General features: G+C 56.2%; 19 protein-coding genes. All 19 read left to right on the top strand.

The window, feature by feature from the left end; translation table 11 throughout:
- Positions 1–9: 9 nt before the first annotated feature.
- The 19 genes from PLH32_15795 (at position 10) to PLH32_15705 (ending at position 21,143) form a co-directional block, all read left to right on the top strand.
- Positions 10–264, top strand: a complete 255-nt coding sequence (locus PLH32_15795; protein ID HQJ66070.1) for a hypothetical protein — start codon at positions 10–12, stop codon at positions 262–264.
- 210 nt (positions 265–474) lie between these two features.
- Positions 475–978 carry an HNH endonuclease gene (locus PLH32_15790; GenBank protein HQJ66069.1) on the top strand — a complete coding sequence of 168 codons (504 nt, stop codon included), beginning with the start codon at positions 475–477 and terminating at the stop codon, positions 976–978.
- A gap of 145 nt (positions 979–1,123) precedes the next feature.
- Positions 1,124–1,873, top strand: a complete 750-nt coding sequence (locus PLH32_15785) for a segregation/condensation protein A (GenBank protein HQJ66068.1) — start codon at positions 1,124–1,126, stop codon at positions 1,871–1,873.
- The gene (scpB, locus tag PLH32_15780; GenBank protein HQJ66067.1) at positions 1,842–2,540 is read left to right on the top strand and encodes an SMC-Scp complex subunit ScpB; all 699 of its coding nucleotides are present in this window, start codon (positions 1,842–1,844) and stop codon (positions 2,538–2,540) included. Before PLH32_15785 ends, scpB begins: the two co-directional genes overlap by 32 nt.
- Positions 2,485–3,240: a pseudouridine synthase gene (locus PLH32_15775; protein HQJ66066.1), complete on the top strand. Its 756-nt coding sequence runs from the start codon at positions 2,485–2,487 to the stop codon at positions 3,238–3,240. The genes scpB and PLH32_15775 overlap by 56 nt, the downstream gene beginning before the upstream one ends.
- A 15-nt stretch (positions 3,241–3,255) precedes the next feature.
- The gene (cmk, locus tag PLH32_15770; GenBank protein HQJ66065.1) at positions 3,256–3,945 is read left to right on the top strand and encodes a (d)CMP kinase; all 690 of its coding nucleotides are present in this window, start codon (positions 3,256–3,258) and stop codon (positions 3,943–3,945) included.
- Positions 3,942–4,829, top strand: coding sequence for a 4-hydroxy-3-methylbut-2-enyl diphosphate reductase (gene ispH, locus PLH32_15765; protein ID HQJ66064.1), 888 nt, complete (start codon positions 3,942–3,944; stop codon positions 4,827–4,829). Before cmk ends, ispH begins: the two co-directional genes overlap by 4 nt.
- Before the next feature lie 42 nt (positions 4,830–4,871).
- Positions 4,872–6,830, top strand: a complete 1,959-nt coding sequence (rpsA, locus tag PLH32_15760; protein ID HQJ66063.1) for a 30S ribosomal protein S1 — start codon at positions 4,872–4,874, stop codon at positions 6,828–6,830.
- Between the two features lie 170 nt (positions 6,831–7,000).
- Positions 7,001–7,822: an SPOR domain-containing protein gene (locus PLH32_15755; protein ID HQJ66062.1), complete on the top strand. Its 822-nt coding sequence runs from the start codon at positions 7,001–7,003 to the stop codon at positions 7,820–7,822.
- A gap of 8 nt (positions 7,823–7,830) precedes the next feature.
- Complete coding sequence (locus tag PLH32_15750; protein HQJ66061.1) at positions 7,831–8,721, top strand: homocysteine S-methyltransferase family protein; 891 nt, start codon at positions 7,831–7,833, stop codon at positions 8,719–8,721.
- Positions 8,714–9,466, top strand: a complete 753-nt coding sequence (locus tag PLH32_15745) for a universal stress protein (GenBank protein ID HQJ66060.1) — start codon at positions 8,714–8,716, stop codon at positions 9,464–9,466. The genes PLH32_15750 and PLH32_15745 overlap by 8 nt, the downstream gene beginning before the upstream one ends.
- A gap of 129 nt (positions 9,467–9,595) precedes the next feature.
- Positions 9,596–11,770, top strand: coding sequence for a PAS domain-containing protein (locus tag PLH32_15740; GenBank protein HQJ66059.1), 2,175 nt, complete (start codon positions 9,596–9,598; stop codon positions 11,768–11,770).
- Positions 11,771–11,950: 180 nt separating this feature from the next.
- Positions 11,951–12,823 (top strand): DUF362 domain-containing protein, encoded by an 873-nt coding sequence (locus PLH32_15735; protein ID HQJ66058.1) that lies wholly within the window; start codon positions 11,951–11,953, stop codon positions 12,821–12,823.
- Positions 12,824–12,863: 40 nt separating this feature from the next.
- Entirely contained in the window at positions 12,864–13,979 is a 1,116-nt protein-coding gene (gene amrS / locus PLH32_15730; GenBank protein ID HQJ66057.1) for an AmmeMemoRadiSam system radical SAM enzyme, read from the top strand.
- Positions 13,980–14,026: 47 nt separating this feature from the next.
- Positions 14,027–15,505, top strand: coding sequence for an AmmeMemoRadiSam system protein B (gene amrB, locus PLH32_15725; GenBank protein ID HQJ66056.1), 1,479 nt, complete (start codon positions 14,027–14,029; stop codon positions 15,503–15,505).
- A gap of 179 nt (positions 15,506–15,684) precedes the next feature.
- Positions 15,685–18,105 carry a PP2C family protein-serine/threonine phosphatase gene (locus tag PLH32_15720; protein ID HQJ66055.1) on the top strand — a complete coding sequence of 807 codons (2,421 nt, stop codon included), beginning with the start codon at positions 15,685–15,687 and terminating at the stop codon, positions 18,103–18,105.
- A gap of 10 nt (positions 18,106–18,115) precedes the next feature.
- Positions 18,116–20,191, top strand: coding sequence for a SpoIIE family protein phosphatase (locus PLH32_15715; protein ID HQJ66054.1), 2,076 nt, complete (start codon positions 18,116–18,118; stop codon positions 20,189–20,191).
- Positions 20,192–20,229: 38 nt separating this feature from the next.
- Positions 20,230–20,601, top strand: a complete 372-nt coding sequence (locus PLH32_15710) for an STAS domain-containing protein (protein HQJ66053.1) — start codon at positions 20,230–20,232, stop codon at positions 20,599–20,601.
- 80 nt (positions 20,602–20,681) lie between these two features.
- Positions 20,682–21,143, top strand: a complete 462-nt coding sequence (locus tag PLH32_15705; protein HQJ66052.1) for an ATP-binding protein — start codon at positions 20,682–20,684, stop codon at positions 21,141–21,143.
- Positions 21,144–21,150: the final 7 nt, after the last annotated feature.

Below are 21,150 nucleotides of genomic sequence, written 5' to 3'. Positions count from 1 at the left end.
GAGGAAATGATGGTCAGCAAGGAACTTTTGGAGATTTTGATCTGTCCGTCCTGTCACGGCGAACTGGAGTACGATGCCACCATCGATGCCCTGACCTGCCGGGGACCCCACTGCCCCATTTGCGGCATGCCGGCTGGTGCAGAGGGGCGTTGTAGCAACGGCGACTGCAGCTGGAAAGGGGAGGTTCCGGTGGGGTTACGCTATCGGGTTGAGGAAAATATACCGGTGATGCTCATCGATGAGGCGGAAAGAATACAGATGTAGCCCCTCTGTGGTCCGGGTGGCCCGAGGTGTTGGGCTGGAGCCGGATGGCACCGGTCGGATGAAGAGAAAAAACTTGACTATTTCATTATTTAATCATATATTTTTTAATATTTTTGGGACATCCAGGCCCGGCATACGGCCGGCGTGGGATGACCGGAATGCGGCCGGACTTGGCTAAGCGCCAGATGGATCCTTGTGAGAGGATCGTCCATGCAAAATGTCAAAGTATTGCTTCTCAACCAGAATTACGAGCCGGTGACTGTGGTCAGCGCTCAGAAGGCGATCATCCTGACCTTTCTCGAAAAGGTGGAGATCGTCGAACGCCACGACCGCTGGGTTCATTCGCAACACATGGCCCTCCCCTTGCCGAGCATTGTGCGGCTGCTGCGCTATATCCGAATTCCGCACCAGCACGTTGAACTGTCGCGCCGCAATATTCTGAAGCGGGATAACTTTCGCTGCCAGTATTGCGGCACAACCAAGGGGCCCTTTACCGTGGATCACATTATCCCCAGGGTCAAAGGCGGGGGGGATAGTTGGGAAAATCTGGTTTGTGCCTGCGTACGCTGCAATAACCGCAAGGGAGACCGCACCCCAGAACAGGCCAATCTCAAACTGGTCAAATCGCCGCGACGGCCCAGCCATCTTTTTTTTATCCAGCATCACATGGGCGTCAGCGACGATTGCTGGAAGCCCTACATATTTTTAAATTGATCGAGCCTATCCAGATACAGCGCATCTCCTTTTCTGCTGCCAAGGCCGTGCTTTTAGCGGCCTTCGTCATGTCAGGCGGAAACAATGCTGTCGTCGGTCCTAACGAGCAAATGTGCAGCGCACCAAAAGGCAATCCTGATTCATTATGAGCTATAAGGTCAAACTGGAAAGCTTTGAAGGACCACTGGATCTGCTCCTCTTCCTTATCAAAAAGGAAGAGGTTGATATTTACGATATTCCGATCGCCAAGATCACCCAGCAATATCTGCAATATATCGAAATCATCCAGTTGCTTGATCTAGAGGCGGCCAGCGATTTTATCCTCATGGCGGCCACGCTGATGCGTATAAAGGCTCAGATGCTCCTGCCCAAGCCCGATCTCGGGGAGGAACAGGCCGAGATTTCCGATCCCCGACAGGAACTGGTGCAGCGGCTGTTGGAGTACAAACGTTTTAAGGATGTCGCCGAGGACCTCGGCGAGAAGGAGACACGATCCCTCAAACAGTACAACCGTGGCAGCTATAAGGTCGAGGAAGAGATACTGGGTGAGGAGTTTCAGGCCAGCTCAGAAGTCACTCTGTTCGATCTGGTCGCCGCTTTCAAGAAGATCGTCGATCAATCGCAAAAAAAAGTCACCGTCCATCGCGTTGTCGAGATCAATGTCACCCTCGAGGAGTGCATGGCCCGAATCCTCGACGCCCTGGACAAAACACCGCAAATGGCATTCCGCGAACTCTTCGCTCCCGACACCGACAAGATTGTCCTGGTGGTGACCTTTATCGCGATCCTCGAATTGATCAAGCGCAGCGAGATTCAGGCCGTGCAGGATGAACCCTTTGCTGAAATTATGATCAGAAGGATAGATGGAACAGGAGAAACTCAAATCGGTTCTTGAGGCGCTGATCTTCGCCTCTGATGTTCCGATCTCCCTCAACCAGCTCCAGGTAATCCTTGAAGGGGTGGATAAGTCGGAGATCGAAAAGGCGCTGGCAGCGCTCTCTGACGAACTTAAGAGTCGGGCCTTTTTCTTGAAAAAGGTGGGCGGCGGCTGGCAGTTCGCCACCCGGCCGGAGTATTATCGCTGGATCAAACAGATGTTCGCCGGCCGCGAACGCAATCGCCTCACCCGAGCCGCGCTGGAAACCCTGGCCATCATCGCCTTCAAGCAGCCGATCAGCAGGGTGGAGGTGGCGGCGATTCGCGGCGTTAATTCCGATGGCGTCATGCAAACCCTGCTTGAACGCAAGCTCATTGCCATCACCGGGCGCGATGAGGGGCAGGGACGCGCCTTGCTCTTCAGCACCACCAAGGAGTTCTTGCTGTACTTCGGAATCGACGACATCGCCGATTTGCCCAAGCCCAAGGAGATCGAGGAACTGCTGGCCAGCGGCGAGGGCCAGAAGATCATCCAGGAGATCCCGGAAGAGGAGATCCTCGAGCAGGAGGTTGCAGCGGAGAATTCGCTCGATTCGGAATTCGTTGCTGCGCCTGATCCGGAGTCCGCTGTTGCGGCTGATCAGGCGGCATCTACAGAATCCATCCCGGCCGACGATGCGCATTAACCGCTATCTGGCCGGCTGCGGCGTGGCGTCGAGACGGGCAGCCGAAGGCCTGGTGCTGAAGGGACGTATCACCGTCAACGGGGTGGTGGTTACCAGCCTGGCCACCCAGATCGATGAGGGCAAAGATCAGGTCGCTCTGGACGGACAGCCGATTGCGCCGCAAGCGGAAAAGATCTATGTTCTTTTGAATAAGCCCAAAGGATATATAACAACGGCCAGCGATGAGCGCGGCCGTCGCACTGTCCTCGAACTCGTACCCTTGCCGCAGCGTCTCTTTCCGGTAGGCCGGCTTGACTACAATACCACCGGCGCACTCCTCCTCACCAACGATGGCGAACTGGCCTTCCGGTTGATGCATCCCCGGTATAAGGTTCCCAAACGGTATCATGCCCGGCTTGAGGAGGCTTTCAATCCGGATCATTTCGCCCGGCTGACCGGAGGCCTTTTTCTAGAAGATGGCCCCACGCAACCCTGCGTGGCGCGCTTTTATTCGCCATCGCGGAATGAGGTGGAAATCGAATTGAAAGAGGGACGTCAGCAGCAGGTGCGGCGCATGTTTGCCGCCCTGGGCTATCGCGTCAAGGAGTTGAAGCGGGTGCGCTTCGGCCCGATCCCGCTCGGGCGTCTCGAACGCGGTGACTGGCGCGAACTGGATGCGCAGGAGATCCATGCTCTGCGCAAGATGGTTGGATTGGATTGAGAGCCCCCTCGACGCATGTCTGCTGCTATTAAAAAGGTGACCATCACCATCGACGGGCCCGCTGGGTCCGGCAAGAGCACCACAGCGCGCCGGGTGGCAGCGCGTCTCGGCTACCTGTATCTCGATTCGGGCGCGCTCTATCGCGCAGTTACGCTCGCCGCCCTGCGCCGCCAATGCGACTTTCATGATTCTGAAGCGCTCGCTCAAATCGCCCGCACCTGCCGGATCGAGCTGATCCCCGGGCCGGAAGGCCTGCTGGTGCTGCTGGAGGGAGAGGACGTCAGCACAGCGATCCGGACTCCGGAAGTTGCGGCAGCGATTGGGCCGGTTGCAGCGAATGCCGGAGTTCGCCAGGCCCTGCTGGCGCAGCAGCGCCGGATGGGAGAACGCGGCGGCATTGTCGCTGAAGGGCGAGACATGGGAAGTGTGGTCTTCCCCCGGGCTGAGGTCAAGATCTACCTCGTCGCCTCGATCGAAGAGCGCGCCCGCCGACGGCAGAAGGAATTGGCTGAGCGAGGCCGCTATGTGGAGTTAGATGACCTGGTTCGTTCCATCCGCAAACGCGACGAGGACGACAGCCAACGGGATGTCAGTCCCCTGATCAAACCCGAGGATGCTCTTGAACTCGACACGACCCGGCTCAGCATCGACGAGCAAGTGGACTGGATCGTCGCGATCGCGAAGGAACGGGGCGCTGTAAAATGAAGATTATAATCGACAGACGGGCTGGCTTTTGTCCTGGAGTGAGCAAAGCAGTACGCATGGTGGAAGAAGAGCTGTCTCAGGGCAAGGCGGTGACCGCGCTCGGCGCCCTGATCCACAATCCGCGTGAAATCGCACGTCTCGAGGCGATGGGTTTGCAGACCATCGCCCAGGATTTCGCCGGCGATCCGGAAAAACAGGCAGAGCTGCAGGGCCGGGAGCTTTTCGTACGCACCCATGGCGTCGGCGTAAGGCTCCGTGACCAACTGGAAGCTGCGGCCTTTTGTGTCGTCGATGGCACCTGCGGGACGGTGAGCCGGGTCCAGAAACTGATTGCTGAACATCATGCCCTCGGCGAACAGATCGTGATCATCGGTAAAAAAGGGCATGCGGAAGTTGTCGGGCTTCTGGGTCATTGCGATGAGCAGGGCATCGTCGTCGAGAAGGAAGCGGACGTGGAATCGATTCCGGAGAATCGTCCGACCTTCGTCGTCGCCCAAACGACCATCGGACGCGATCGGTTCACCGTGTTGAGCGGTCTGATCCGCGCCCGTGTGCGGCAAACGCAGGTACTGGATACTACCTGCGGTTATATCGACCGGCGCTATGATCAGATCAGGGAATTTGCTGCGAGTGTGGATGTTATACTTTTCGTCGGCGGCAAGGAGAGCTCGAACTCCAGGGTTCTCTATGAAATCTGCCGTCAGGCCAATCCCAGAAGCTATGCGATCGAATCTCCACAGCAGATCGCACCGGATTGGATAGGTGCCGAGGAGAGGGTTGGTTTGACTGGCGGCGCCTCAACCCCGCTATGGCAGCTCGAGGAGATCCGCGATCTGCTGTTGAAGCGGGAAACCGTACCCAACCAGCAGGACAAAAAAACTTGACCCAGTTGGGCAAGTATTCATACAAAAGGAGAAATAAAACCAATGGACGAACTAACCAACACCAACCCGGCTGAAGAGGCTGGACAGACCCCATCACAACCCGAAACGGAAATGCCGGAACCCACCGTCACTGTTGACGAGCCCCAATCGGCTCCCGCTGTTGCTGAACCCGTCGCTACTGCACCGGTTATCGACCCGATTGAAAAATCACCCACCATCGAAGAACTCGACCAAATGGAGAATGAGTACACCCCCCAGGAACGCGAGAGCATGCTCAAGCTCTATGAAGAGACCCTGGCCGATTTTGTCTCCGGTGTCGTGGTCACTGGCAAGGTACTCGCTATCAATGAGAAGGAAGTCGCCGTCGATATCGGTTTCAAATCGGAAGGCACCATTCCAATTGAAGAGTTTCCCGATCCCAAGGAGATCAACGTCGGTGATAACATCCAGGTTTTCATTGACAACATCGAAGACTCGGATGGGATGCTCATTCTCTCCAAGAAAAAGGCCGATTTCATGCGCGTTTGGGAGATGGTCAACCGCTCCTACGACAAGGGTGAAATCATTCAGGGCCGCTGCGTACGCCGCATCAAGGGCGGCATCGTTGTGGATCTTTCCGGAGTTGATGCCTTCCTTCCGGGCTCGCAAATCGATGTTCGCCCGATCCGTGATTTCGATGCCCTGATCGGACAGACCATGGATTTCAAGATTGTCAAAATCAATAATCTGCGCAAGAATATCGTCGTCTCGCACCGCGTCCTCGTGGAAGAGGAGATGAAGGGCCAGCGCGAAAAGATCCTTGAAGATCTGCAGAAAGGCCAGATCCTCGAAGGCACTGTCAAGAATATCACCGATTTCGGCGTCTTCATCGACCTCGGCGGCGTCGACGGCCTGCTCCATATCAACGACCTCTCCTGGGGCCGTGTGGCCCATCCCTCCGAAGTGGTCGCCCTCGACGAAAAAATCAAGGTCGTCGTCCTTGATTTCAATGAGGACAAGGACCGCATATCCCTCGGTCTGAAACAGCTGCAGCCTCATCCGTGGGAGGATGTCGAGAAAAAGTACCCGGTCGGTTCGGTCATTCGCGGCAAGGTCGTCAGCATCTCCGACTATGGCGCCTTTGTCGAGTTGGAGAAAGGCGTTGAAGGCCTTATCCATATCTCGGAAATGTCCTGGACTCAGCACATCAAACACCCCTCCAAGGTGCTTTCGGTCGGCGAGATGGTCGATGCCAAGGTGCTCAATATCATGAAAGAGGAGCGCAAGATCAGCCTTGGTCTGAAACAGCTGGAGCCCGATCCCTGGCAAACCCTCTCGGAGCGCTATCCGGTCGGCTCGCGCCACAAGGGCAAGGTGCGCAATCTGACCAACTTCGGCGCCTTTGTCGAGTTGGAGGACGGCATCGATGGCCTGATCCATATCTCCGATCTCTCCTGGACCAAAAAGATCCGTCACCCCGGCGAAGTGGTCAAGAAAGGCGACGAAATTGACGTGGTGGTTCTCAACGTTGACCGTGATAACCGCCGCATCTCTCTGGGCTATAAGCAAACCCAGGACAATCCATGGGACTTTTTCGAAGACAAGTATCACCCCGGCGCTCTGGTCGAGGGCAAGGTGGTGCGCCTAATCGAAAAAGGGTTGATCGTCGAACTTCCCGACGCCGTGGACGGTTTTGTGCCCATGTCCCAGCTGGCCAAGGATAATCTCAGCAAGCCGGCTGATGCCTATCAGATCGATGATGCACTCACCCTCTCGGTGATCGAATTCAACAAGGAGAATAAAAAGATCGTCCTCTCCGAGAAAAATGCAATCAAGCTGGAAAACCGTGAGGCCCGGGCCGCTGCGGCTGCTGCTGAGAAGGCTGCTGCTGCCGAAAATGCGGCGGTTGACGTGCCGGAAGCGGTGAGCGAGGCCGAACCGGCTGCCGCTGAAGAGGTCGAAGCACCTGCCGAGGAGGGCGCTGAAAAGCCCAAGCGCACCCGCAAGAAGAAAGCCGAGTAAAACCACCCCGGCTGACAGCAGGGTTCTGCAACGGGAGCCGAGTTCTCAGGAATTCGGCTCCTTTTTTTTAGGGCCACCGGGTAAAAAGCTGTTTGAAATGTCCCGGAATTGTGATACATTGCGGCGGAACCACGCTATTGATCCCCTCTTGAGAGATGAGGTCACTTTCTATGTACCGTTGGCAACGCTGCATCATCGGGATGCTTATTGGCCTGGCCGGGTTGATGACCCGCCCCTGTGCAGCACAGAACGGTATCATCGCGCTGGAGCTTGCCTGGCAGGAAGACCGTTTTGATGATATCGAAAAATTGCTTCCAGCTGCTGAGAAAGAGGACCCGAAAAATCCTGATGTGGCATTCTTCCGCGCCCTGATCCAGGCGGATGCCGAAGCGGCTGTGAACAACTATAAAAAGGTTTTCGAAAGTGAAGAGATGAGCCGGTTTGCCGACACCGCCCTCTTCAAAATGGCCCAGTATCAGTATGCGCGCGAGCGTTATGCGGTTGCCCGAAAGTCCTTTCGGATGCTGCAAAAGCGTTTTCCACAGAGCAAATGGGTTGATGACAGTGCCTATTTGACAGGTCAGTGTTATATGGCTGAAGGGAAACCGGATTCAGCGCGACAGGAATGGAAACTTTTCATCAAGCGCTTTCCCCGTTCGCCCTATTGCGACATGGCCGTCGCTGATCTGGAGGCGCAGGCGGAGTCGACCGCGTCGAGCGGCCAGCCGACTCAACCTGCCGCCGCCGACACCAAAACGCCCTGGTATACCATCCAGGTCGGTGCTTTCGCCAATCCGGATAACGCCCGCACGATTCTAAGCGGTCTTGAAAAAGTGGGCTATGAGGGTCTGATCTCCCAAAAGACAGTCGGCAGCCGCACCTTTTATCTGGTGTGGATCGGACGTTTCACCGATCGTGCTGCAGCGGAAGATTATGCGAAACGGTTTATCGTCAAGTTGACCAAGGAATACAGCATCATCAAAAACCAGTGAGGGCCCTCATGCGACCAGATCTTCTGCTCGCTGTCCAGAAACGAACCTTGCTTTTCGATGGCGGACTTGGAACCCAATTACAGGCCCGAGGGCTTCCCGTCGGCTCTTCCCCTGAACTCTGGAACCAGCTTCATCCGGACCAGATCGCCGCGGTCCATCAGGATTATCTCAAGGCGGGCGCGGAAATCCTCACCACCAACTCCTTCGGGGGCTCGCCCAAAAAGCTGCAAATGGATAAGGTTTCCGGCGATCCGGAAGAGATCAACCTTATCGCCGCCCGAATCGCGCGCGAGGCGGCCGGAGAGCGCGCCTGGGTCGCCGGATCGGTCGGGCCGACCGGGGTCATACTGGCTCTGGGTGACCAGTCGGAGGCGGAGATTCAGGCCGGATTCGAACAGCAGACCCGCGGTCTGGCACGCGGCGGAGCCGATTTCATTCTCCTTGAGACGATGTCCGATCTGGGTGAGGCCTTGCTGGCTGTACGCGGAGCGCAGGCCGGTTGCGCTTTGCCGATTTTTGCCTCTTTCACCTTCTCGCCCGGCCAACGCGGTTATCGCACTCTTATGGGCAACAGCATCCCGGAAGTCGCTGCTGCCCTCGCGAATGCCGGGGTTGCCGGGATGGGATGCAACTGCGGCACGGGGATCGAGGATGCTATCGCCATTGTTCAGGAGATCCGCCGCGTGTGGAGCGGACCAGTGCTCGCTGAGCCCAATGCTGGGCTGCCGCAGTGGGTGGATGGTATGATGCGCTATAACGAAACCCCTGAAAAAATGGCTGCCCAACTCCCGGGCCTGATAGCTGCCGGGGCCTCTGCGGTAGGCGGATGCTGCGGCACCACGCCGGCCCATATCCTCGCCTTTCACAAGGTTCTCATGGAGATGCACCAAGATGATTAAGCGAATCCTGCTGATACTGGACGGCTCGCCGCAAATGCCGGCTGCAGTAGGCTATACCCTCAACCTGGCCCGGGATCTCGGAAGTGAGATCCTGCTTTATCCCCTCGCCACAAAACGGGCTTCCGGGAGTGCCGCGATGGTCGGAGAAGAATGGATTGGCCCCGTCATCCGGAATGCCGAGAAGGAGGGGATTGAACTGCAGGTGTTGTCCGCTGCAGCTGCATCGTTCAAGGAGAGCCTCGAGTGGGCAACCAGCTGCGATCTGACTGTATTACCCCCGGCAATTCCTGATGATGTGATTCGGTCCGAAAGACGGCTGGTGCTGCTGCTGACCGCGGGTGGGAGCGCCGTGATGCTACCCTGTACCAACCAAAGGAGTTCCCGGACCGTGGCCATCGCCTGGGACGGATCAGTGGCCTGTGCACGGGCACTCAAGCTCCATCTGCAGCTCTTCCACCGGCCCCATCTCCATTATCTGCTTTTGCATATCGGCGGTGAACCGGAAGCCGCTGAAGCGCTCCTCGATCGGGGGGGAGCCTTGATCCGGGCGCATGGCGCATCGGTTGAAACATTGGCGCGTTCGGGAAAACCGGCAGAACGCCTCCTCGAAATCACGGCGTCCCTCAAACCGGATCACCTCCTGTTAGCACCCCATTGGCGCCGTCTCCTGGACAAAAAACGCCTGGGCCGGACCAGCCGGAAGATGCTGCAAGCCGGCACGGTTTCGCTCTTCATGGCCGTGTAGACGAGGGGACCGGCTGATAAATAATATATTATTTATTATTCGCTTGATTATTTTTTAATCTTTCGCTAATTTTAACTATAACTAACGCCAACGACGTGTTGTGACGGGAAAACGGGAGAGCACGGTGGCATGAAAGTCCAGATAGCGCACCCCATCACCTCTTATTTTGATGCAACCAGCCAGCTCTTGAAAGCCCAGGGCGAAGATTTCCAGCTTGCTGGCGCTACCTCTTTGACTCAGGTCCTGGAATCGAGCGCCCAGAATCGTGAAGACGTCTATGTGATCGACAGCATCATGCTGCGAGATGAGCCAGGGGAAACCTTTAAGAAACTCGCCGCCATGAGCCGGCAGGTTCCGGCCATCGTTATGATTGAGGAGAATGAGGAAGCGCTCGCCGAGGAACTGCGCAACTGTGGTCCCTTCACGCTGCTCTACAAACGCAAGGGCTATCTCACCGCCCTGGCAGAAGCCATCCGCCAATCGTATTCGGAACATCTCAAACGCCTCGAGGCCGCTCGGGCAGAAGCGCTGAAAGCAGAGACCTTGCGTGCCGAAGCCGCCAGGGCGGAAGCGTTGCGTCTGGACGCCCTAAAGGCCGAAGCGCTCAAGGCGGAGGCTTTGAAAAAAGCGGAGAGCACAAGAGCGGCAGCGGAACAGCGTCAGCGACTGACAATGGAGACAGCCCCGACGCCGGCAGCTACACAGGAACCAGCCGAGGAAGGTTTTTTTATTTGCGATCGCCGCGGACGCTTCCTTTCGGCCAATAAAATATTGCAGACCATGCTCAATTACACCGAGGATGAGTTGCTCGAGTTATCGCTGGCCGATCTGCTCTCCCGGGAGGAAGAAACCCGTCTTTTCAATGAGATTTTTGCTGACATGGGCACCCGGGAAAGTTTCCCTGTTCAGCTTCAGTTCATTGACAAGGTGGGCACGCGACGTCCGGTCAATCTGAAAATCCGCATGCTGCGCGATGAATCGAAGGAAAAACGGATCATCGGATTCCGAGGCAGTGTTACGCTCATGGCTCCGCGCTTGATGGAAACCGGACTGCCTGCCAGCCCGGTAGACCAGCAAATCATGATCCATGATCTCATGGATCTGGTGCAGATGAGCTATACGGAGCCGCTGAATGTGCTTCTCAAGCGCATCGGCGAAGTCGTGTGCCAGGTGTTTGGCTTCCAGCGCGCCACTGTTGCCATTCTCGACCGCCGTAAAAAAGCCTATGTCAAGCAGGCTATGATCGGCTATGGGCAAAGTGGTGATTCCGCGGGCGAATCCAGGATCCTTGAGGTCCCGCAAGACCTCCTCGATCGCCTCTTCATTGACCGGGAACCGGTCAAGGTCATCTATTATAACCAGGAAAGCCGTTCCGCCCATGCAGGCCTTGATGCCCTGGATACGACGGCGGCCTTGATCCGGCAGCCAGAGATGCCCGCCGAAACCCAGTGGCACCCCCGCGATCTCGTTCTGCTCCGCCTCGCGGATCACCGTGGCCAGCAGTTTGGCTACATCTCCATCGATGAGCCGCTCGATAGCGTGGCGCCCTCCCGTGCTCTTTTTTTCAATCTCGAACTCTTCAGCCAGATGGCTGCGATGGTCATCGAGAACTACTACCGTTTCTCGACCATCGAACGCCGCAGCCGCCGCCTCAAACAGATCCTGATCAACAGCAATATCTTCAAGCTCTATCTGAGTCTGAATGAACTTCTCAAAGAGGTGGTCTGGGCGGTCAAATTCTCCCTCGAATTCAATCTGGTCAGCCTCGTTTTGATCAGTAAAAAAAGCGGCCAGCTGGAAACCAAAGCCGTTGCCTGTGATGACCGCATCAAACTGGGGCAAATACATGATCTGGCTTTTGATCTCAAGGACTTTAGCGGCCTTTTGAGAGAAGAATATCGGCGTGGCAGGTCCTTTCTCATCAGCAGTGAGGAGAAGGTACTGCAGCATCTTAAACAAATCTATTATGGTAGCTTTACAAACGGTCATTACATAGATGGTTGGCCTCGGTATGCCCTGCTGCTGGTCCCTATCAAAAGCCGGGAGGGCAAGATCATCGGCTTTATCCTCGCTGATGACCCGGCCGACGGTCGGCTGCCCACGACCGAAAGCGTGCAGATTCTCGAGATCCTCGCCAATCAGGTGGCCATTGCCATCGACAACCGGATGCTCTATGTGCAGTCCAGAGAGAAACCGCAGACCGCCATACCGCCTGAGGAGCCCGCACCGGCTCCTGCGACGGAGGAGTATCCCGAAGAAAATAGCAGTGGATTGCGCAGACTGGTGGACCGGTTTCTGCGCTGACCGGCATACGACCGCATCGTTTCCAGTTCAACCGTGATCTCGTGCGGCCTGCAGGGGATCACGGTTTTTTATTGGGATAGGGGCACCATGAACCGACGGCAATTTTTGCGTAACGGGGCTTTGCTGGGCGCCGGCACCTGCCTGCTTTCCGGTCATCGGCGGGCAGGGGAGGAAGCATCCATGTCATCAGCCCGCGTGGTCCTTGCCCAGTCGCCTGCTCAGAGCCGTTCTGACGGTACAGAAGCGCTTGGGATAGTCCTTGATCGCGGCATCTCAGCGCTCACCGGCCTGCCGGCTCGAGAGGCCTGGAAAAGCCTCTTTTCGCCGCATGATGTGGTCGGACTCAAAATCAACGGACTCGCCGGCCGGGGCATTTCAACGACGCCGGCCCTGGCGGCTGCCGTTGCTGCCAAACTCCAGGAAGCCGGAATACCGGCCGGTCATATCATTGTCTGGGATCGGCTGAATGATGATCTCAAACGCGCCGGCTATGCCATCGCCATGAATCCGGACAAGGTCCGCTGCTTCGGGAACGACGCCGCGGGCTATTCGGACCGGCTCTACGAAACGGGGATGATTTGCAGCCGGCTATCGCGCGTCGTGACTGAATTATGCTCCGCCCTTATCAATCTGCCGGTGCTCAAAGACCATGGCATAGTCGGATTGAGCGCCGGTATGAAAAATTACTTCGGGGCCATTGATAATCCGAACAAGTACCATTCTCATGCGGGCGATCCCTATGTTGCTGATGTCAGCCGGCTGCCGATCTTGCGGCAGAAAACCAGGCTGGTGATTTGCGATGCTATGACCGCGCAATACGAAGGCGGTCCACCATATAGGCCACAGTGGTGCTGGCCCCTCCAGCGATTGATCCTTGCAACCGATGTTGTGGCTCACGACCAAATCGCTTGGCAACTGATCGAGGAGAAGCGCAGGAGTGCCGGGATGCCCTCCCTCAAGGAAGCAAACCGTGAGCCCCGCTATATCAAGAGCGCTGCCGAGGCGGGACTGGGCATCGCCGATCCCGGACGGATCGAGATCCATCCTGTCTAAACGAAAAGGTGGTGCCTGTAGAATTGCCATGGAGAAGCCTATGATCACACGCAGAGCCTTCGTCGGATCCATGGCGGGTGCAGGCTGCTGGCTGCTCACGGGCCGGAGCAGCACGGCCGGTGCCCGGCCTGCTACAGTCCCAGAGGCGCTGGTAGAGGCTCGTTATTATAAAAAACTCCCCAACCGCAAGATCCAGTGCACGCTCTGCCCGCGAGGCTGTCTGATCGATGATCTTGAGCGCGGGTACTGCGGCGTTCGCGAGAATCGCAGCGGCACCTATTATAGTCTGGTATACGGACGGCCCTGCTCCATCCATGTCGATCCCATCGAAAAGAAGCCGTTCTTCCACTTTCTTCCCGCCAGAAAGGCGCTCTCGCTTGCTACCGCCGGCTGCAACGTCTTTTGCAAATTCTGCCAGAATTGGGAGATTTCACAATCCCGTCCGGAGCAGGTGGAATCGGTCTCCATGCCGCCGGATCAGGTGGCTACACTCGCCGTCCGGCAAAACTGTCCGGTCCTTGCGTTCACTTATAATGAACCGGTCGTATTTGCTGAGTATATGTCCGATATCGCCAGGGCAGCCGGACAACACAGCCTGCGCAGTGTGATGATCTCCAATGGCTACATCCAGAAAGAGCCGATGCTGGACCTCTGCAAGATCCTTGCAGCTGTCAAGATCGATCTCAAGGCTTTCAGCGAGCGGTTCTACCGTGAACTGGTTGATGGCCAGCTGCAACCTGTTCTCGATACCCTCATCCTGCTGCGCCAGCAAAAAATCTGGTTTGAGGTGGTTTACCTGGTCCTTCCCGGTGAAAATGATGCACCCGAGGAGATTGCAGCGCTCTGCCGTTGGATGATCGCCCAACTCGGCCCTGATGTACCACTTCATTTTACCCGCTTCTACCCCCAGTACCGGATGACCAATCTGCCGCCGACGCCCATAAAGACCCTACAGCAGGTACGAAACATCGCACTTGAAGCCGGCGTACACTTTGTCTATACGGGGAATGTTCCCGGAGATGCGGGAGAAAACACCTACTGCCCCGGCTGTGGCAAGCTGCTCATTGGACGAATGGGCTATACCGTGACGGAAAATCATCTCAAGTCGGGTAATTGCCCCGGTTGTGGACGCAGTATTCCCGGAGTCTGGTACTGAACCTCCGCTGCACCTGGCGGAGCCACCGATTATAGAAGGAGGGCGCCATGTCTGTAAAATGGCATGCAGCCGGCTTTTTGCTGTCAGTCATTCTGCTGCCGGCTTGCTCCGCACTTCACGCCCAGATTCGCAAGCCGGGTGTTGCAGGACAGTTTTATCCCGCAGACCCGTCGCAGCTGCGCGCTGAAATCGAGGGCTTCCTGAAACAGACCTCCGCTGCCGCCCTCCCCGGTGATTTGGTCGGACTCAGCGTCTCACATGCTGGCTATCCCTATTCAGGTGCCACTGCCGCAGCCGGTTTCAAGGCAGCCGCCGGAAAAGAATACGATCTGATCGTTGTTTTGGCTCCCAGCCATCAAGAGTATTTTCGGGGCGGCTCCATCTATCCCGGGGAGGCCTATGATACGCCGCTCGGAAACCTGCCCATTGATCATGACGCCGCGGTTCAGTTAGCCCGCAAGTGCGATCTTTTCAAGTTATCGATGATCGGTCATGGGGATAAGGAACATAGCCTTGAGGTCCAGCTGCCATTTTTGCAGGTTCTCTTTAAGAAATGCCGGATTTTGCCGCTGGAGATCGGTGACTGCAGCTGGGATGAATGCGAGACCATGGGCAAGGCTCTAGCAGCGCTTCTCAAAGGGCGAAAAAGCTTGATGGTAGCCAGCACCGATCTCTACCACGGCTACTCCTACAGCGCATGTAAGGAGAGCGATGCGGCAACGCTCGCTGCCTTTACGCGGCTTGACCCGCGATCGCTCTGGACGGGCTTGCATAACGCAACATATCAGGCCTGTGGCGGGTTGCCGGTGGTAGTCATGCAGGTGGCGCTTAATCAGCGCGGTGCCTGCGGAGCCAGGGTGCTCGCCCGGACCAACTCCAACGATGTCACTGGCGAGCGGGGCGGCTATGTCGTTGGGTATGCTGCAGTGGCCTATTATCTTCAGGAGAAAAACATGAACAAGATAACCTACGCTCCGCTCTCAATAGCTGCACAAAAAGAACTAATGCGGCTTGCCAAGGAAAGCATAAAGTATTACTTGATGCATGGCGCCCTTCCGGAAAGCCACAGTACCAATCCCGAACTTCAAGAACGCCGCGGCGTCTTCGTGACGATCACCAAAGACGGCGACTTGCGAGGCTGCATCGGTATGCACGAGTCCGACAAGCCTCTTTACCAATTGGTCCCCGACCGGGCTGTCGCAGCGGCTTTCGACGACCCACGCTTCATGCCGCTTCAGGCCGAAGAACTCGATCGTATCAAGATTAAAGTCTCCGTCTATTTGAGCAACGTCTATGAGGCGACTCTCGATGATTTTGTCATGGGCAAACACGGCATTATCCTGATGAAAGGCGGCCGGGGCGCTACCTATCTGCCGGAGGTGCCCCTCGAAGCCGGATGGCGGAGCAAGGAGGAGGAGATGACCAGCCTCTGCCGGAAAGCCGGCCTGCCGCCGGACGGCTGGAAACAGGGAGCGCAAATCTATCTCTACGAAACCCAGGTTTTCGATGAAAGTGTGCTCCAATAGCCCTCTATTTATTCACACGCCGGTGGAAATGCGCGATGCACCCGATGCTCACCATGATGGTGCCGCAGTCCGCTAAGGCGTTCCGCTGATATTTATCTTGATTTGAAGCTCTAATTTCAGTACAATAAAGAAATTTGTCACACCCAGACCCCATTTGTGAAGGAATCGCCATCTCTGCCATGACCAGCGAGAAGAAAGGATACCATTGGCCGATGCTGCTGGGGGTTGCATTGACCGGTGCTTTGGTCTTCGCTCTCTTTGCGCCCCGCATCCTCTCCGTCTTGCCGCGCCAGGTTGCCCTCAATCGCAACGAGGCCCTCAAGACCGCTGCGCGGCAGCTTTCCTCCTTCGGGTTGCAACCCGATGAGTATCGCCCCGATGTAACGATGCAGGTTCGCCGGGATCTGATTCAGTACATCGAGAGCCAGTATCAGCCAACAGAACGCGATTCCGCTTTGCGCCAGCTGCCGGCGTATACCTGGCAGATCAGCTGGACGCGTCCTGAGGATTTCGAACTGGCGCCTGGCCGCACCACCAAATCCGCTGCCTCCAGTTTCAAGCAGTTTGTGCTGCAAATCGACCTTTACGGCAAGCCAGTCGCCTTCTGGTCGGAATTGAGCAAGGAAAGCCTGGGCGTCAATCTGACCGACTCTATGGCCCGCGTGCTCGCCGATTCATCCCTGCGGAAGGCTATGGGATCCGAGTTCGGCAAGTACACCCTGGCCCGATCGAGCAGCAATAAGCTCGATTCGTACACTGAACATCAGTTCACCTATACCCGCAGTGAACCGGTATGCGGATTGCAGCAGCAGCTCAATATTGTCATCAGCGGCACCCTGGTGAGCAAATTCGCCCGCCAGTATAATCCTCCGGTCACCTCCTCGTCCTGGCAAAATGGCCGGGCCTTGCAGCTTTTCCCCTTCATCCTGCTGATGATTGGCCTCAGTCTGATCTATCTGGCACAGCTGATTCGCCGACTGCGGAACGACAGCATCAATTTCCGTTACGCCCTGATACCGGCCCTGATGGCCAGCGGCTTGACCATCCTGATGATCCTGCTCGATCCGGACCATCGTGACATGACCACCCTGATATTCAGCACCGCCGTTTCGGCCTTCATGGTTGGCATGGCCATGCTGCTGGCGGTTGCGGTAGGTGAATCCTCAGCCCGTTCGCTCTCCGGTGAGAAATTGCTCAATCTTGATGCCATGCTCCGCGGTCAGGTCCGTCATCGCGCCCTCGCTGAAGCGCTGCTGCACGGCCTAAGCTATGGTCTTGGCCTCGCCGGGTTGATCTCACTCCTGTTGACGACGGCATCTCTTTTCTCAACCGTAAGTCTGGCGGAGTGGGCCGCGGAGCTGCATCGCGAAGGGAGCAGCAATCCCTTCCTTTTCAGCATTCTCCGGGTCTTGGACGAGGTACTATGGTATCAGTTCGCTCTGGTCCTGGCGTCGGTCTCCCTGCTGGCCAAATGGCTGCCGCGGCCGAACTGGGCGGCGCCGCTTTTTGGGTTGATGGCAGGCATTGGTCTGCACGATTCGATTCACCTTCCGAGCCAGCCGCTGGCGGTCAATCTCCTGATCGGCGTGGTGATGGGGCTGGTCTATGCCGCTATTTATCTGCGCTATGATTTCATCGCGGTGATCACGACCCATTTCACTTTTGCCGCTCTATTTGCTGCGGCACGGCTGATCACGCTGGGGCACCCCACCTTTTGGTACTCCGGCCTTTTTCTGCTGGCACCGTTGCTGGGCCTCGTGGTCTTTGCGGCCTGGGCCTGGCCGGTCTACTTGAGCCGGGAACAACTGCGCAACTATGTGCCGCGGCAGGCTATAAAAATGGTGGAGAACGAGCGCCTCAAACGGGAGCTGGAAATCGCACGGCGCGTGCAAATGAGCTTCTTGCCTAAGGGAAATCCTCGGCTGCAGGGTCTGGAAATTGCCAGTGCCTGCGTTCCCGCCTCGGAAGTGGGCGGGGACTATTTCGATTTTATCGACCTTGGCGGTAATCGTCTCGGTTTCGCGATCGGCGATGTCTCCGGCAAAGGTGTCTCGGCTGCATTCTATATGACGCTGACCAAAGGATTCCTCCGTTCTTTGAGCCGTACCACCTGGAGTCCCGCCCAGATTTTAATCGAGATGAACCGGCTCTTTTATGAAAATGTCGATCGCGGCCATTTTATCAGCCTCATCTTTGGCGTTCTCGATCTTACAGCCCAAAAAATGACAGTTGCCCGGGCAGGACATGACCCTATCCTCTGGTACCGGCCGCAGGATGATTTCTTCAAACGCTTGCTGCCTCCGGGCATCGCACTCGGGCTGGAGCCGGGGGAGATATTCGACGATATTATCAAGGAAGAGTGTATAGCCGTCCAGCCGGGCGATCTCTTTGTGCTGTACACCGACGGTTTTTCGGAGGCAATGAATCAGTATGCCAATGAGTTCAGCGAGGAGCGGCTCGTCCAGTCGATCCGGCGCTGTGCCGATCTCCCCGCTGAGGAGATCCTCGTCAAAATCAAAACGCAGGTGGCTCATTTCGTTGGACACTCGCCTCAGCACGACGATATGACCATGATCATCATGCGCATTCTGCCCACATAACGAGGACGCCATGAAGCGCTTTGGCAACATATCGCTGATCCTTCCGCTTGTTCTTTTCCTCTGCGGCGTTGTTATAGATCTCAACCTGCTTGGCGGCCTGTTTGACAATGCCCCTTTGCGCTATCTCCGGGAGGGTCTGATCACCCTGGCTTTGATCCTCTCCCTGCCGATCATCTACAGTCAGCGTTGGGCCTCGGACCGCAATATCGTTCGCGGACTGCGGTCGCTCTTTGCCCTGATCCTGGGGACCTTTCTGCTGCTTCTTTTCTCCGATCTCGAACCCTTTGCTGCCGAGAGCATCAGCACCGGACATAATGTCCTTTATGGCAGCATGGTCACCTACCTTATTCTGACGGCCTGGACCCTTTTTTCGACCCTTTTCGTATTGGTGATTCTGGGGACACTGCGCAATCTGATCTTCATCAAGCAGAAAAAGAATACCGCGCTCCATTTCCTGCTGCTGATGCTGGTTCTGGTTTTCTATGCCATCCTCAGTGTCTTTACAATCGGCGATTTGACGGTTCGTTTTTCATATAAACTGAGCGGCGAAAACATCGGCTATATCCTGCTCTTTCTCGTGATCAATCTGATGGTGCTCAATTCGTTTCGCGTTGGCTGGCTTAATTTTCTCAACCGCAGACAAAAGCTGACCCTTTTCTGGGGCGGTCTGGTTCTCGTGCCCGTCGAATGGCTCCTCTATATGAAGTACCATACCTCCAATCCTGCGGCCCTTTTCAGCCCGGTGCTCGGCCGCTTTGTCGACCTGGGCTTTCTTTTCCTCTCCATTTATATCACCATGGCTTTTATTGCCTTGATTTCCCGGCTTCCGACTGCCACTCTGCTCGATCGGCAATATAAACAGCTCTCTTCCCTGCACTCCCTGAGCCGTGCGATCAGCTCAGAGTTCGATCTCACCCGCCTGGCCGAGACCACTGTTGATCTGGCTTTGCAGGTAACCGAGTCCGACAGCAGCTGGTTGACCCTGATTAGCGCCAAGGGCGAGGACCGCCTGGCCGCTGCGCGAAATCTCTCCCCGGACGAACTGGCCACCGGTGTGCCGCAGCCGATCGCGGCATGGGGGTTGGCGCAGCTACAGCCCAAACTCATCAATCAGGTTGGAAAAAGCACTCTGAATGTCCCCTTGAGCGTCTGGAAACGGGACGTCCAGTCGGTCATCGCGGTCCCGCTCAAGAGCGCGGAAGAGGCTGTTGGCTGTCTCTATGTGGCCAAGCACATCGAATACGGCTTTGAGCAGGATGACCTCGATATGCTCCGGGCCTTCAGTGAACAGGTTGTCATCGCCATTCGTAACGCCCGCCTTGTCGAATCCTCCCTCGTGCGGGAGCGGCTTGAGGAGGAGTTGCGCATTGCCCATAACGCCCAGATGAAACTATTGCCTAAAAAGATGCCGCAGCTGCCAGGACTGGAGATCGAAGCGGTCTGCATCACAGCCAACGAGGTGGGCGGAGATTACTATGATTTTTTTCCGATCGACGCAAATCGTCTTGGTCTGGTGATCGGCGACGTTTCCGGCAAGGGGGCCTCGGCAGCATTTATAATGGCGGAATTGAAGGGCATTATGGAAGCGCTTGCTCCCAAAAATGATTCGCCGAAATCGCTGTTGCTCGCTGCGAACGAGACCCTGTACCGCAACATTGACCGCAATATCTTCGTCAGTTTAATCTACGGAATAATCGATGCCCGCGACCGGCTGTTCCGTTTTTGCCGGGCGGGGCAATGCCCGATCTTGCTGGCCACCTGCGAAGCCGCGGAGGTGCAGGTTCTGCGGCCGTCGGGAATGGGCCTGGGGCTGGATGGGGGCTCTGCCTTTGCAGGCGCCATCGAGGAGATACAAAGGCCCATCCGGCCTGGTGATACCTACCTGTTCTATACCGACGGCGCTGAAGAAGCCCGCAATCCGCGCGGCGAAGAGTTCACCGAGATCCGCCTGGTGGCGCTGTTCCAGCGCCACCACCAGAAGGGGCCACACGAGATCATCGATCGTCTGGTGGCCGAGATCAACGCTTTCGCCGGGTCCGCCCGTTCCCATGATGATTTGACCTTTTTGGTCGTGAAAGCTGTTTAGATAACTGTAGTGGATGCTACATGGATGGAGGAGTTTGAATGGAGAATTTTAAAGTAGTGCGCCAGGATGGAGTTGACCTTACGACGCTTAAAATCATCGGTTTTCTCGATGCCCATACCGCACCGATGCTCGAAGAGGCAATCCAGAAGCTGATTGACGATCAAAAGGTCAACATCCTGGTCGACTTCAAGGAACTGAATTACATCAGCAGCGCCGGACTCGGGGTCTTCATGGGATTCATCGAAGAAGTTAGAAGCCGAAACGGCGACATCAAGATGTGCAGCATGTCTCCCAAAATCTACCGCGTTTTTGATTTGTTGGGTTTCCCGACGATTTACCAGATCTTCGATAAACAGGATGAAGCGGCGGCGATGTTCCTGAAGGATTCGGCCGCCGCTTCGGATGAGTGACAGGACACCTGCTTGCTCTTCGGGCTGATGCCGGTCGTACAAGTCCTGAACTATTCCATGTAAATTAGGTGGAACCCTCGATGCCAAAAGAAAAAATTGAATACAAGCTGCGCATTCCCAGTCAGACCGAGAACCTGGAGTTAATCCGATTCTTTGTTGGCAAAGTCGCCGAAAAGGTGGGCTTTGTGGAGGATGATGTCGGCAAAATCGAACTGGCCGTGGACGAGGCCTGTACCAATGTCATAAAGCATGCCTATACGGACACCACACGCGACAAGACCCTCGATGTCGCAATCTGTATTGATTACCGCAAACTGACCCTGGTGGTCACCGACCATGGCAAGGGATTCAATCCTGATTCCATCCGGCCTCCGGATATGAAGGAGTATCTGGCTGAACTTCGCGTCGGAGGCCTTGGCATCTTTTTGATGCGGACGTTGATGGATGAGGTCGATTATGACATCAAACCCGGCGTGCGCAATCAGGTACGGATGGTAAAATATCTGATCAATCGTAAAAGCTCGAAAGTCATCAACTCATGATGGTTGC

It is taken from the genome of bacterium (assembly GCA_035419245.1).
In the GTDB taxonomy this organism is placed as follows: Bacteria; Zhuqueibacterota; Zhuqueibacteria; order Residuimicrobiales; family Residuimicrobiaceae; genus JAKPUX01.
This window is presented reverse-complemented; position numbering and strand designations above follow the sequence as displayed.